Origin of the sequence: Streptomyces sp. NPDC094143 (assembly GCF_040303825.1) — a bacterium.
In the GTDB taxonomy this organism is placed as follows: domain Bacteria; phylum Actinomycetota; class Actinomycetes; order Streptomycetales; family Streptomycetaceae; genus Streptomyces.
Genome location: NZ_JBEOTZ010000002.1, coordinates 1 through 12,658, shown reverse-complemented (window position 1 = coordinate 12,658; position 12,658 = coordinate 1). Strand labels below are relative to the sequence as shown.

Genomic DNA, 12,658 nt, shown 5'->3' with positions numbered 1-12,658 from the left:
CTCGGCCGTTCCGGCCCTGTTCCGCCCCCCGGCGCGGCCGGGACGCCGATACCCGATCGGAGACCCGGCGTCCTCCGGCTATGCTCGTGGGGGCAACATCGCCCGGGCCCTTAGCTCAATTGGCAGAGCAGTGGACTTTTAATCCATTGGTTGTGGGTTCGAGTCCCACAGGGCCTACCGGGGCCAGGACCGCTCTGCGGTTCTGACCAGCGGTTTCGTGGCCCCGACCAGTCCTCCTGGCCGGGGCCACGCCATGTGTGTGTCAACGCGGTAGCCGCCTGGCTGATGCTCCTTCTCGCTTCCTGCACACGAGTCGGGTTCCCAGACGGTGACGGGCCCGTGGTCGCACGTGGGGACAGTCACTGTCCGGGACGAGTCTTCATGCTTTGGCAATCGACCAGGCATGCTCGGCGGGAAGAGGGGGGCGGCTGGGGAGGGCGTACTCGGGGTCTCCACGAGCCAGCTCCCGGACAGTTGTAGTGAGATGGCGGACCAACCGGGCACCGGCCTCGAGTTGGCAGCGATCACGGTCGTTGAGAAAGGTTCAGCCGGGCTCGGGGCGAAGGGGCGGGCAGCAGCTGCACGGTGAGCATGATCCGTTCCAGGTGGGAGTAGGTCCGGGTCACGATGGTCCCCTGGAAGTCGGGGGAGACATCGACGAGGTCGACGACCGTAGAGCGTGACGGCGCCGACCGTGCAGGCGACGTCCGCAACTCACCAACGGCCAAGACGGTAGGCGGCCGGCGCGAAGCCATACGTAGAGGGGCGATTCGCTGGAAAACCCACCGCTGCACGGTCACTCCCAGTAAGGTGCTCTGGACACAAAAGCAGAGATCGCGGGGCGTGAGAATGAGTAAGACCGTACGGCTGGAGCTGAGAGGGCTTTCAGACACCGATGACGACGAGCTCCTCCGCTTGAGCAGCCAACTGCGCCGCTCTCTCCTCGAACTGGATGTGACAGACGTACAGTTGGCACGTTCCCCCAATGTTGTCGGGGCAGGGGCGAAGAGCGGTGAACTGATTGCTGCCGGAGCGGTTGCTGTCACTGCCGCCCCTTTCGTCCTGCGTCAGGTCCTCAAGCTCGCCGACACTTGGCTGAAGAACCGTCCAATTCACAGCATCATGGTGGAACTGGACGGACGCACGATCGAGTTGAGTGACGCTTCCGATGTTGAGCGGGAGCGGCTGATCGATGCCTTCCTGGCACACAGCGGGGCGCCTGACGCAGACGAGACAGGCACTGTGCAGCCGCAGCCTTCGACCTCGTGACCGCGCAGGCATTCGGCGAAGGCCACCGCCGGGCCCTGCTCATCGGCACGGGAACATACGACCAACTCTCCAAGCTGCTTTCTCCAGAGGTGGACTGCGCTGGATTGGCCGAGGTCCTAAGCGATCCAGAGATTGGACACTTCGAGGTACAGGAGTTGGTCGACGCCGACCGGCCCTTGCTGGAGCGAGCGATCGAGGAGTTCTTCCTCACCGCGCGACGGGATGACGTCTGTCTGCTGTACTTCTCATGCCACGGGGTCAGGAATCGCAGCGACAAGCTCTACTTCGCCGTCCGGAACACCGATCCGGAGCGCCCCGCCCACTCGGCGATCTCCGCGAGTTTCGTCCACGACATGATGGACGAGTGTCGTGCCCGCAGCATCATCGTTGTAGTGGACTGCTGCTACAGCGGGTTGTTCATTCCTGGCGCCAAAGGGAGCGAGTCGGCAGGCTTCGAGGAGGCACTGGCTGGCCACGGCCGTGTCATCATCACCGCTGGCACCCGGATGCAGCGAGCCTGGGAGGGCGATCACTCCGACGCGGAGACGCCTTCACTCTCACGCTTCACCGCAGCGATCGTCGAAGGTTTGCGCAGTGGTGACGCCGATCTCGATGGCGATGGTCTCGTCACCCTTCATGACCTGTTCAAGTACACCTCTGAGCGGCTCCACCTGGAGGGGATCGAACAGACACCTCGGATGGGTGGCGAGATGCAGTACGACATAGTGCTGACCAAGGTGAAGAAGAAGCGTCGGCAGCGGTCTTCGCGTACCACCAAGAAGAGGCCGAGCCGTCGGACTGCTGGCCCGCCCCCGACCCGTCGAGCTGAAATGCCCTGGCGGGTCTCGGCCGCTTCCGGCTCCGCCCGTCAGCCGGTTTTATCCGACGGCACCTTGGTAGTGCACGAAAAGTACAGCCTGCACGTGTTCGACGCCGAGTCCCGCCGCCGGTACCCGTTGATTCAGACGAACTACCCCGGCAGCGCCGTCTTCCACAGTGGCACTGCCTACTTCCCGGGCCCGGGCAGCTTGCTGCGGAGCGTGGATCTGCGAACGGGGAAGCCTCGTCGGTCTGCCCGGCTGCAAGTCTGTGACGGCCTTCTAAGGGTCTCCGTAGACACTCTGTACGCAACGAGCCCGGACGGCTCCCTGCACTCGATCGATGTCCGGTCCGATGGCGTTCGCTGGTCACAAGGGTTGGGGCAACCAGCCGTCGGTTGTCCTCCTGAAGTGGCCGCAGGCAGTGTGATCGTCATGACTGAGGAGCCCCGGCCTCAGGGGGACGCTACGGACCCCACGGAGAAGCGCGTCCAGGCATTCCTGGAAGTCACAGGCCAACCGAACTGGTCTTACCGGCCCGAGAGGCCGCTTGTCGGAGACTGGGCTGTCACCGACTCCGGCATCTACTTGGTCCAACAGGTCGAATTCTCTCGCCAGAGGATTGTGGCTGTCGACCCGGCCAACGGTGAGCCACTGTGGCGGTTCGATGCAGCAGCCAACCTCGCTGTCGCTCCGGCTGCGGTGAGCGGATTGGTGGTGTTCGGTGACGTGGACAACCGGCTTGTCGCCCTCGATGCAAAGAGTGGTGCCCAGCTTTGGGAACGGAAGACCAAAGGGCGTGTTCTCACCCGGCCGTTTGCCGTAGGCGACACTCTCTTCACTGCTGATCGTGCGGCGACGTTGACAGCTTGGAAACTCCCCGTCGGCCGAAAGCTCCGCTCTTACGAGGTGCTTCTGAGCGCTGACCGTCAAGGGGCCCCGGCCTGTACCGATGACTGGCTATACCTGACGGACTCCCAAGGGGATATGCACGCCTTGCCTGCGAAGCTTCGTGCGTGAGCGGATGGAGTGGCACGAGCCGATACGGCGCGGGCCGAGTGTCACGTGAGTGTGCTCTGACCTCGGTGTTCCGGACTCCGAGCGGCCTTCGCGGTGCCCTGGCCGGGCGGTGGGCATCGACTCGCTCTGCGCTACCTCACGTTCGGCCACCTCTGTCCTTGTCGGGGCCATGGCCGGGGCTCAGGAGCCCGCGCCGCGCCCCAGCACCACCACGCACGTGTCGTCCCCGGCCGGCCGGGCCGCGCTGCCCGCGTCCCGCAGGAGCACCGCCGCCACCACCGCCGGGTCGCGCCGGAGGAGGACGGCGTCGTCGGGTGGGGACCAGCGGGTGGGCATGCCGTCGCTGTGCAGGACGAGCAGGCTGTCGTCGCGCCAGGGTTCCCGCTGCACGGGTACGGTCGCGGGGGCCTGGGCGCCCACGATGCCGGGGTGGGACAGCAGGGACTTCCAGCCGCCGTCGGTGCGCAGCCGGGCGCCGACGTTGCCGATGCCGGCGAAGCGCAGCAGGCCGGAGTCGAGTTCGACCTGGGCCACGGCGACGGCCGCGCCCCGGGTGCGCCGCAGTGCCCGGCCGAGGTGCCGCAGGATGTCGGAGGGGGGCCGGTCCGCCACGTCGCGCAGTTCGGCAACGGCGGTCGTGGAGGCCTCGGCGGCCTTGGCGCCGTGTCCGAGGCCGTCGGCGAGCAGCAGGGTCAGGCGGTCGCCGGTGTGCACCCGGCCCCAGGAGTCCCCGGAGTGCTCGGCCCGGCCGAGGGGGACGTTCACGCCGCCGGCCCGCGGGTGCGGGGACGGGGACGAGCCGCGCACGGCCGGGTCATGGTCGATGCGGGCCACCGCCACGGTGCCCCGGCCGACGGCACTGTGCAGGTCGAACGCGTTCGCTATGCGCCGGCAGGTGCCGAGGCCGGCGCCCAGGGTGGCGGAGGTGCTGTAGCCGTCGCGCATCGCCTGCGCGACGTCCGGGATGCCCGGGCCGTGGTCCAGGGACAGCAGCTGCACGGCCGTCCGGTGGTCGTGCGCGCTCTCCACCAGGTTGATGATCACGTGCCCGTCGTCGGCGTGCCGCAGCAGGTTGGTCGCCAGCTCCGTCGCCACGAGCGCGGCGGTCGCGGTGCGCTGCGGGGGCAGTCCGGCGCGGGCGCTGGCCTCCTCGGCCGCCACGCGCACGTCCCGCACCCGGGTCGAGTCGGCCACCGGCACGTCCCAGACCCTGCTCATCACGGCCCCGGACGGGTCGGCGCCACGACGGTGGCCCAGGCGGTGACGGTGACGGTGGTCCCCGCGCCGGGCGTGCTGTCCACCTCGAACTCCTGGACGAGACGCTTGGATCCGCTCAGGCCGAGGCCGAGTCCGCCGCCGCTGGTGTAGCCGTCGGTCATCGCCAGGTCCAGGTCGCGGATGCCGGGCCCGGAGTCGACGAAGGCCAGCCTGAGGCCCCGCGCCTGCCCGGTGTCCAGCGGGGTGAGCTCCACATGGCCGCCCCCGCCGTGGACGAGGGTGTTGCGGGCCAGCTCGCTGGCGGCGGTGACCAGTTTGGTCTGCTGCACCAGGCCGAAGCCGAGCTCGGCGGCGGCCTGCCGGACCTGCTGGCGCACCCAGGCCAGATCGGCGTCCGAGCCGATGGGCAGGGTGGCCGGGGCGGCGTGGCGGGAAACGGTCACCAAGGACTCCCCTCGCCGCCGCGTGGGTCGCCGGCGAGCAGTTCCATGGCGCGCTCGACGTCCAGGGCGGTCCGCAGTCCGGGCAGGGTCAGTCCCAGCTCGACCAGGGTGATGGCCACCGCGGGGCGCATGCCGGCCAGGACCGTGCGCGCGGCCAGCAGTTCGGCTCCGGCGGCGATCTCGGCGAGGACCCGGCCGAGGAAGGAGTCGACGATGTCCACGCCGGAGATGTCGATGACCACGCCGGTCACCCGGGAGTGCGCGATCCGGGCCGTGATGTCGTGCTGGAGCTGCTCGGCCATGCCGTCGTGCAGCTCCCCCTGGAGGGTGACCAGCAGGATGTCGCCGAGCCGGAGGACCGGCACGGTGTAGCCGTACCCGCCGGCGGCCCCGGCCGTCGGGAGTCCCGCGGCCCCGGTCACCGCGGGCCCGCGTCCGCCGCCGCGGCCGCGCGCAGCGGCGCGATCTCGACGCCCTGCTTGCTGAGCGCGTAGGCGAGGGCGTCCGCCAGGCTGGCGCGGGTGAGCACCGTGCCGAGGTCGATGCCGAGGTGGACGATGGTCTGCGCGATGGCGGGCCGGATGCCGGAGACGATGCACTCGGCGCCCATCAGCCGGGCCGCGGCGACCGTCTTCATCAGGTGCTGGGCCACCAGCGAGTCGACCGTGGGCACGCCGGTGATGTCGAGGATGGCGTACCGGGCGCGCTCGGTGACGATCGCGTCCAGCAGGGACTCCATGACGACCTGGCTGCGGGCGCTGTCCAGGGTGCCGATGAGCGGGACGGCGACGGTGCTGTCCCAGAGTTTGATCACCGGGGTGGTCGCCTCGTGCAGTTGCTCGCGCTGGCGGGCGATGACCTCCTTGCCCGCGCTGACGGTGGTCTCCATCACGACCAGGCGCAGCGTGCCCATGAGCACGGTGAGCGCCACGACGCACTCCTGGGCCCCGGGGGCGGACGGGTCCTCGAACTCGGCGCGCAGCAGCTCGGTCACCGGCTCGCGCAGGGCGGCCACCTCGCGTGCCACGCCGTCCGGGTCGGTGCCCGTGCGGGCGCGGGAGGCGGCCATCCGCCCCAGCTGGTCGCGGACCGCCTCGAAGCCGGACGCCCGGATGTCCTCCAGCCGTCCGGCGGCGGCCACCGCGGCCAGCGCGGCGGCCACGGCCCTGCCCGCCTCCACGGCTTCGTCGCGTGAGACGGTGAAGACCGTGCGGAACAGGGCGGCGTCGGCCCAGCGTTGGGCGATCTGCTCCCGGCGCCGTTCGAGAAAGGCGCTGACCTGGTGGGCGGCCGGTTGCTGTTCCGCGGTCTCTTCCGACACCGACACGTGCATCGCTCCCTTGCGCGGGCCGGACCGAGGTCGCTCCGGCACCTCAGTCCGTTACTTGCCGTATGACAAACATTAGTGCCGACGTACGGCACCACCAAACACCTCGCTGCGGACGCCCTCGACCTGCGCTTTCCCCGCCGCTCAGCGGCCACGCCAGTCGAGGCACACCACCATGGCGTCGTCGTCCGGGACGGTCCCGCCCCGGTGGCCGGTCAGTTCGCGCAGGACGGCCCGGGGCACCTCGGCGGCCGGGAGGAGCCGGGTGGAGTGAATCGCCCGGGCCAGGGCGGCGGCCCCGTACGTCTCGCCGCCCGGGGAGGCGACGTCGTACACCCCGTCGCTGACGAAGATCAGCCGGTCGCCCGGCTCGACGCGGAACTCCTGCGCCACGTAGTCGGTTTCCTCGAACATGCCGAGCGGCAGCTGGGCGTCGAAGGCCACCTGCTCGACCGTGCCCTCGCGCAGCCGCAGCAGCTGCGGCGACCCGGCGTCCACCGCCCGGACCAGCCCGGTGGCCAGGTCGATGTCCAGCATGAGCACCGACAGGTAGGAGCGGCCCCGGTAGTGGGCGTACACCGCCTGGTCGGCCAGGGCCGCCTGGTCGGCGAGGGAGAGGCCGGCCCGGCGGGCGTTGCGCAGGGCGTTGATCGCCAGGTTCGTCAGCAGGGAGGCCTCTATGCCCTCGCCCATGCCGTTGGTGACGTACAGGCTGAGCCGGTCGGCCGTGGCGGACCAGTCGAAATTGTCGCCGAAGATCGCGTACGCCGGCTCCAGCTGGGCGCCCAGCTCGTACTCGGGGCGCACGCAGGAGCGGCCCGGCAGCAGCTGCCACTGCATCTCGGCGGCCAGCGTGAGCCGGTCCCTGCGGCGGGCCTGGAGGTAGAGGTCGGTGTCCCGCTCGGCCACCACCACCTCGTGCCCCAGCACCTCGGCGATCTCGGCCAGTTCGGGCAGGACGGCCCGGGCGTGCTCGTGGCCGCGCAGGGTCACCGTCAGCACGCCGAGGCGGTCGCCGCGCACGGTGACCGGCAGATGCGCGCGCACGAGGTCGTCCGGGAGCGTCTCCACGTACGGTTCCTGCGCGCCGAAGGCCCGGCCGGCCGGGCCGCTGTGCACCGGCACCGGCTGGAGGGTGTGCGGCAGGACGGACACCGGCTGCAGCACGGTCAGGCCGTAGTCGGCGAGGAACAGCTCGACGGAGTCCGCCGCGTACTGATCGGTCAGTACACGACGGACCGCGTCCAGCAGTTGGTGGGGTGCCGCCGTGCGCAGGGCGCGCTCGGCGGCCACGAATCTGTTCATGATCGTGGTCACGGGGTTGCTACACCATTCCTTGGTCGGGCGCCGGCCGGTTTCGGGCCGGTGCCGACGGGTTCTCGGGGGATGAGGGGCCGGGGTGCCAGGGCCCGGGTATGAGCGCGCGGGCGGCCGGTGGGGGGAGGGACGGGCGGGGTCCGCGGCCGTCGTCACCGCCGGCGTCCCCTACGCCTAGTACGCTGACGGCCATCCCGGTGCCTGCGAGAGTGTGACTGTGACTTCCCTCCGACCCCGCCCTGAGCCCGCAGAGGTCGCCCGTGTGACCTCCACGGCCGCGGAGTTGCTGGAAGTCCTGTGGGGCAGGGCCTCGACGGCGCCCGCGTCCGCGTCCCAGCTGCGCGTGCTGCTCATCCTGGAGCACCACGAGGGCATCAACCTGCGCACGCTCGCCGACTCCCTCGCGTCCACGCCGCCCTCCACCAGCCGGCTGTGCGACCGGCTGCAGGCGGCCGGGTTCGTCGAACGCGTGGTGAGCCCGGCCGACCGGCGTGAGCTGCGCCTGCGGCTCAGCAGCCGGGGCCGCGCCTTCCTGGCCGATCTGCGCGTGCGCCGTGAGGAGGCGCTGCGCGCGGTGCTCGACCAGATGCCCGCCGCCAAGCGGGTCGCGCTGCTGCAGGGTCTGGAGGCGTTCTGCGACGCGGCGGCGGCCCAGATACACGACGACTCCGACGACTCCCGCGCGTCCGGTACCCGGACTGCCTGAACTGCCCGCCGCGGCGCCGGGCCGTCCCTTGCGGACCCTTCCCGTCACCTGCTCGGCCTCGCTACTTTGTTGCTCCACGACTATGGTTGTCAAACGACAACTGTCCGTTCCACGACCCCCTGGGTCTCTTTCGCCGCACCACACCCGCCCACCCTCCTGCCCGCACTGACACAGCACCTGTGCGGGTACCCCGACACCGCCCCGACCTGCGCCGACTGTGGTCTACGTCTCGCCGGGGCCGATGCGGGGCATGACCGGGGCGAGCGGGGGTAGCGGCGGTGGAGGTGGCCTGTCGGGGGATCGGAGCGGGCCGGAACTACGAGGGAGGGCCCGTGACCGCGACCACGCGCATCGGCACGACGACGGATTCCGCCACCTACGCAGGCGAGGAGCTGCCGCAGATCGCGGAGCCGCAGAAGATCCCTCCGCAGGACGCGCGCGAGCTGACGGGGCAGTTCCTCGACCGCCTCGCGGTGCTGGAGGAGGGCACTCCCGAATACCAGTACGCGCGCAACACGCTCATCGAGATGAACATGTCGCTGGTGCGCTTCGCGGCCCGCCGGTTCCGCTCGGGCGGCCAGTCGATGGAGGACGTCGTCCAGGTCGGCGTGATCGGCCTGATCAAGGCCATCGACCGGTTCGAGGTCTCCCGCGAGGTGCAGTTCACCAGTTTCGCGGTGCCGTACATCGTCGGTGAGATCAAGCGCTTCTTCCGGGACACGTCCTGGGCGGTGCACGTGCCGCGCCGGCTGCAGGAGGCCCGTACGGAACTGGCCAAGGCCACCGAGGAGCTGGCCTCCCGGCTGGGCCGCGCGCCCAGGGTCGCGGAGCTGGCGGCCCTGATGAACCTCTCCGAGGAGGAGGTCGTCGAGGCGCAGATCGCGGCCAACGGCTATGTCTCCTCCTCGCTCGACGCCACGATCAGCGCCGACGCCGAGGAGAGCGACACCAAGCTCTCGGAGTTCATCGGCGGGGAGGACCCGGCGCTGGAACTGGTCGAGGACTTCCACTCCCTCGCCCCGCTGGTCGCCGAACTGGACGAGCGTCAGCGCCTCATCCTGCACCTGCGCTTCGTGGAGGAGCTGACGCAGGCGGAGATCGGCGCCCGGCTCGGCATCTCCCAGATGCACGTGTCCCGGCTGCTCTCGCGCACGGTGGCCCGTCTGCGGTCGGGGATGCTGGCGACCGGGTGAGGCCCTGAGCCCGCGGTGAGCGCGGGACGTGCCGCCGGCCGGGCACGTCCCGCGCTCACCGGTGTGCGCGCGGTCCGTCCGTGCGGTGCCCGCGGGGGACGGCGGCCCGCCGGGCGGCCAGGAATCCCCGCAGCCCCCGGCTGAGCGCCGCCCGTTCCGCCGGCTGCATCGCCTTCAGTGCCGTGGTCAGCGCCTGGGCGCGGCGGTCCGCCACATCGCGCAGGACGCGGTGGCCGTGGGCGGTGAGCCGGAGTTGCACCTCGCGCCGGGTGACCGGATGCGGCACGCGTTCCAGGAGACCGGCCGCCGCCAGCCGGTCGCACAGGCGGCTGGCCGTGGGAAGGCCGATGTCGAGCCGGTCGGCCAGGGACGTGAGGTTCAGTCCGGGAGTCTCCTGCAGGGTGCGCAGCGCCCGCAGTTGGTGCGGGGACAGCCGCAGGGACGCTTCCTGGGCGGCGATGGACCACAGGGCCGTCAGGCTCTCCACGGCATCGGTGATCTGCGCCGCGACGGCCTCCGGGCCATCACCCCGTCCCTTCGCCCGGTGGTCGCCGGGGCCGTCGAGATCGGTCACAAAACGGTCACTTTCCATAAGCTCCGGGTACTGCGGAGGTCGCCCTCATTCAAAGGCTGTACCCGAAGAGCCGTAGGGCAAGCAGTCCCGTTCGGCGCCGGATCGGACCCGGGTGGCTCAGCCGGCGCTCAGCTCCGTCAGCGCCGCGAGCGGCAGCGTGTGCTGCGTCTGGAGGACCTTGGCGCGCAGGTAGCGGACGTTGTGCGCGGTGGTGAAGACGCCCGTCGGGACCCGGTCCCGGACACCGACGCCCAGGGTGCGCAACTGGGCCGCCTTGTCGGGGTTGTTCGAGAGCAGGTCCAGCTCGGCGATGCCGAGGGCCCGCAGCATCTGTGCCGCGGCCGTGTAGTCGCGGGCGTCCTCGGGCAGCCCCAGCGCCGCGTTCGCCTCGTACGTGTCCAGGCCCTGGTCCTGGAGGGCGTACGCGTCCAGCTTGTTGTAGAGGCCGATGCCCCGGCCCTCCTGGCGCAGGTAGAGGAGCACGCCGCCGCGCTCGGCGATGCGCTCGACCGCCTCGCGCAGTTGCGGGCCGCAGTCGCAGCGGGCCGAGCCGAACACGTCCCCGGTCAGGCACTCGGAGTGCAGCCGCACGAGGGGGACCGGGCCCGGCTCGCCCAGGACGACGGCCACGTGCTCCCGGCCGTCGGCCAGGCCGTGGAAGGTGACGAGCTCGGCGTCGGCCTCGTAGCCGTCGTGGAAGCGCAGCGGGACCCGGACGCGGGAGCGGGGGGTGGCGAGGACGCTGGGGGTGTCGGGCATGCGGGGCCTCCGGGTTCCGTTCCTGTTCGGCTGCACAGGCCGTCTGGTGGGTTGCTTCAGATTTGAAACAGACTCACGGCCGGAACCCTACTCTTGCTTGAAGTTTGAAGCAATGATGGGTGGCCCCGTGTGGCGTGCGTCACGAACAGGCCGTCGAGGACCTCCGCCGCCACGGCACGTCGTCCGCCGCCGGCCGGGCCCCGTCCTCCTGGAGCCCTCGCGCGATCGCCGTGGAGATCTCCTCCAGCTGCCCGACCTGCTCCGCGCTGAGCCGGTCGAACAGGGAGTTCCGCACGGTCTCGACGTGCCCGGGCGCCGCCCGCTCCAGCACGGCGAACCCCTCTTCGGTCAGCGCCGCGATGCTGCCCCGCCTGTCGTACCGGCACGCCTCGCGCCGCAGCATGCCGTCCTTCTCCAGCCGCGTCACCGCGTACGTCAGCCGGCTGCGCGTGATCTTCAGCCGCTCGGCGAGGTCGGTCATCCGCAGCCGCTGTTCCGGGGCCTCGGACAGGACGGACAGGATGGAGTAGTAAAGGTGGGGCATGCCGGCGTCCTGCTGGAGCTGCCGGTCGATCGCGTCCTCCAGGAGCAGCGAAGCGGCGATGTAGGCGCGCCAGGCGCGCTGCTCCTCGGGGGTGAGCCAGCGGGTCGTCATGCCGCCAGTGTAGGTTTGTTTCAAACTTGAACCAAGCTTTGTCCGTCCGCCGTCCCGACCAGCCGCGGAGCGTCGATGTCCCACCCGTACGTCCTGCTGTCCGCCGCCGTCTCCCTCGACGGCTACCTGGACGACACCGGTCCCGAACGCCTGCTGCTGTCCGGCCCGGCCGACTTCGACCGGGTCGACGAGGTCCGCGCGTCCGTCGACGCGATCCTGATCGGCGCCGGCACCATCCGCGCCGACAACCCCCGGCTGCTGGTGAACTCGCCCGAGCGGCGCTCCGCGCGGATGGCCGCCGGCCGGCCCGAGTACCCGCTCAAGGTCACCGTCAGCGGGTCGGGCGACCTCGACCCGGACGCCCGGTTCTGGCACACCGGCGGCGAGAAGGTCCTGTACACGACCGACACCGGCGCCGGACGCGCCCGCGCCCTCGGCATCGCCGCCGACGTCGTCCCGCTCGGCGCGGACCTCGACTGGCGCCGCCTCCTCACCCACCTGCACGACGTCCGCGGCGTACGGCGCCTGATGGTCGAGGGCGGCGGCCTGATCCACACCCAGCTGCTCACCCAGGGCCTCGCCGACGAACTCCAGCTGGTCCTCGCCCCGTTGTTCGTGGGCGACCCCGAGGCCCCTCGCCTCTTCGGGCCCGGCGGCTACCAGGGCGGCCGGCTCCGGCTGCTGGAGACACGGCGGATCGAGGACGTCGTCCTCATGCGCTACGCGCCGACCGCCCCCGGCACCGGCGCCCTGCCCGTCGCCGCCGACCACCACTGGCTGGCCCTCGCCTGCGAGCTGGCGGAGCGCTGCCCGCCCTCGGACACGGCGTTCAGCGTGGGCGCGGTGGTGGTCGCGGCCGACGGCACGGAGCTGGCCCGCGGCCACTCCCGTGAGGGCGGCGACCCGGTCGTGCACGCCGAGGAGGCGGCCCTGGCGGGGATCGACCCGGCCGACCCGCGGCTTGCCGGCGCGACGGTGTACAGCAGCCTGGAGCCCTGCGCCCGCCGCTCCTCCCGGCCCACGCCCTGTGCCCGGCTGATCCTCGACGCGGGCGTACGCCGGGTGGTCACCGCCTGGCGCGAGCCGGACACCTTCGTGGCGGCGGCCGACGGCAGCGGCGTCCTGGCCGCCGCCGGGGCGGAGGTCGTCGTCCTCCCGGAGCACGCCGAGCGGGCCCAGGCGCCCAACCGCCATCTGCTGTCCTGAGCCCCGGTGGCGGGTGTGGCGCGAGCTGTCCTGCGCATGGCGTACACTGGAGTCACAACGACGCGGGGTGGAGCAGCTCGGTAGCTCGCTGGGCTCATAACCCAGAGGTCGCAGGTTCAAATCCTGTCCCCGCTACTGAAGGCCGAGGGCCGG

General features: G+C 71.1%; 13 protein-coding genes and 2 tRNA genes. 7 read left to right on the top strand and 8 right to left on the bottom strand.

Annotated features, from left to right (window positions below; genetic code table 11):
* Positions 1 to 104: 104 nt before the first annotated feature.
* The 3 genes from ABTZ58_RS02460 to ABTZ58_RS02450 all read left to right on the top strand — a co-directional run bounded on the left by ABTZ58_RS02460 (position 105) and on the right by ABTZ58_RS02450 (position 3,107).
* Positions 105 to 177, top strand: a tRNA-Lys gene (locus ABTZ58_RS02460).
* Positions 178 to 849: 672 nt separating this feature from the next.
* Entirely contained in the window at positions 850 to 1,269 is a 420-nt protein-coding gene (locus ABTZ58_RS02455; RefSeq protein WP_351349629.1) for a hypothetical protein, read from the top strand.
* Positions 1,266 to 3,107 (top strand): caspase, EACC1-associated type, encoded by a 1,842-nt coding sequence (locus ABTZ58_RS02450; protein ID WP_351349627.1) that lies wholly within the window; start codon positions 1,266 to 1,268, stop codon positions 3,105 to 3,107. Before ABTZ58_RS02455 ends, ABTZ58_RS02450 begins: the two co-directional genes overlap by 4 nt.
* Positions 3,108 to 3,287: 180 nt before the next feature.
* On the opposite strand, the gene ABTZ58_RS02445 is transcribed toward ABTZ58_RS02450, so the two are convergent.
* From ABTZ58_RS02445 to ABTZ58_RS02425, 5 genes are all read right to left on the bottom strand, one after another.
* Positions 3,288 to 4,325 carry a SpoIIE family protein phosphatase gene (locus ABTZ58_RS02445; protein ID WP_351349625.1) on the bottom strand — a complete coding sequence of 346 codons (1,038 nt, stop codon included), beginning with the start codon at positions 4,323 to 4,325 and terminating at the stop codon, positions 3,288 to 3,290.
* Positions 4,325 to 4,768, bottom strand: coding sequence for an ATP-binding protein (locus tag ABTZ58_RS02440; RefSeq protein WP_351349623.1), 444 nt, complete (start codon positions 4,766 to 4,768; stop codon positions 4,325 to 4,327). The genes ABTZ58_RS02445 and ABTZ58_RS02440 overlap by 1 nt, the downstream gene beginning before the upstream one ends.
* Positions 4,765 to 5,190 carry an STAS domain-containing protein gene (locus tag ABTZ58_RS02435; RefSeq protein WP_351349621.1) on the bottom strand — a complete coding sequence of 142 codons (426 nt, stop codon included), beginning with the start codon at positions 5,188 to 5,190 and terminating at the stop codon, positions 4,765 to 4,767. Before ABTZ58_RS02435 ends, ABTZ58_RS02440 begins: the two co-directional genes overlap by 4 nt.
* Positions 5,187 to 6,095: an STAS domain-containing protein gene (locus ABTZ58_RS02430; protein WP_502995996.1), complete on the bottom strand. Its 909-nt coding sequence runs from the start codon at positions 6,093 to 6,095 to the stop codon at positions 5,187 to 5,189. Before ABTZ58_RS02430 ends, ABTZ58_RS02435 begins: the two co-directional genes overlap by 4 nt.
* Before the next feature lie 144 nt (positions 6,096 to 6,239).
* Entirely contained in the window at positions 6,240 to 7,400 is a 1,161-nt protein-coding gene (locus tag ABTZ58_RS02425) for a PP2C family protein-serine/threonine phosphatase (protein WP_351350373.1), read from the bottom strand.
* Positions 7,401 to 7,623: 223 nt separating this feature from the next.
* Here ABTZ58_RS02425 and ABTZ58_RS02420 point away from each other — a divergent pair, with 223 nt between their 5' ends.
* Together ABTZ58_RS02420 and ABTZ58_RS02415 are read left to right on the top strand one after the other, a co-directional pair.
* Positions 7,624 to 8,118, top strand: coding sequence for a MarR family transcriptional regulator (locus tag ABTZ58_RS02420; protein ID WP_351349617.1), 495 nt, complete (start codon positions 7,624 to 7,626; stop codon positions 8,116 to 8,118).
* 332 nt (positions 8,119 to 8,450) lie between these two features.
* A complete protein-coding gene (locus ABTZ58_RS02415; RefSeq protein WP_309096947.1) occupies positions 8,451 to 9,311 on the top strand; it encodes an RNA polymerase sigma factor SigF in 861 nt (286 codons plus the stop codon).
* Between the two features lie 55 nt (positions 9,312 to 9,366).
* Here the strand turns inward: ABTZ58_RS02415 and ABTZ58_RS02410 are convergent, their stop codons facing one another.
* The 3 genes from ABTZ58_RS02410 to ABTZ58_RS02400 form a co-directional block, all read right to left on the bottom strand.
* The gene (locus tag ABTZ58_RS02410) at positions 9,367 to 9,885 is read right to left on the bottom strand and encodes a MarR family winged helix-turn-helix transcriptional regulator (RefSeq protein ID WP_351349614.1); all 519 of its coding nucleotides are present in this window, start codon (positions 9,883 to 9,885) and stop codon (positions 9,367 to 9,369) included.
* Between the two features lie 117 nt (positions 9,886 to 10,002).
* The gene (locus ABTZ58_RS02405) at positions 10,003 to 10,644 is read right to left on the bottom strand and encodes a GTP cyclohydrolase II (protein WP_351349612.1); all 642 of its coding nucleotides are present in this window, start codon (positions 10,642 to 10,644) and stop codon (positions 10,003 to 10,005) included.
* A gap of 139 nt (positions 10,645 to 10,783) precedes the next feature.
* A complete protein-coding gene (locus tag ABTZ58_RS02400; protein WP_351349610.1) occupies positions 10,784 to 11,299 on the bottom strand; it encodes a MarR family winged helix-turn-helix transcriptional regulator in 516 nt (171 codons plus the stop codon).
* 75 nt (positions 11,300 to 11,374) lie between these two features.
* Here ABTZ58_RS02400 and ABTZ58_RS02395 point away from each other — a divergent pair, with 75 nt between their 5' ends.
* Positions 11,375 to 12,505: a dihydrofolate reductase family protein gene (locus ABTZ58_RS02395; RefSeq protein ID WP_351349608.1), complete on the top strand. Its 1,131-nt coding sequence runs from the start codon at positions 11,375 to 11,377 to the stop codon at positions 12,503 to 12,505.
* Positions 12,506 to 12,566: 61 nt separating this feature from the next.
* A tRNA-Met gene (locus ABTZ58_RS02390) sits at positions 12,567 to 12,640 on the top strand.
* Positions 12,641 to 12,658: the final 18 nt, after the last annotated feature.

Bases quoted from the DNA above. Each gene is read 5' to 3' on its own strand.
- ABTZ58_RS02455 (WP_351349629.1), top strand. From the start codon at position 850: ATGAGTAAGACCGTACGGCTGGAGCTGAGAGGGCTTTCAGACACCGAT.
- ABTZ58_RS02400 (WP_351349610.1), bottom strand. From the start codon at position 11,299: ATGACGACCCGCTGGCTCACCCCCGAGGAGCAGCGCGCCTGGCGCGCC.
- ABTZ58_RS02445 (WP_351349625.1), bottom strand. From the start codon at position 4,325: ATGAGCAGGGTCTGGGACGTGCCGGTGGCCGACTCGACCCGGGTGCGG.
- ABTZ58_RS02425 (WP_351350373.1), bottom strand. From the start codon at position 7,400: ATGAACAGATTCGTGGCCGCCGAGCGCGCCCTGCGCACGGCGGCACCC.
- ABTZ58_RS02395 (WP_351349608.1), top strand. From the start codon at position 11,375: ATGTCCCACCCGTACGTCCTGCTGTCCGCCGCCGTCTCCCTCGACGGC.
- ABTZ58_RS02405 (WP_351349612.1), bottom strand. From the start codon at position 10,644: ATGCCCGACACCCCCAGCGTCCTCGCCACCCCCCGCTCCCGCGTCCGG.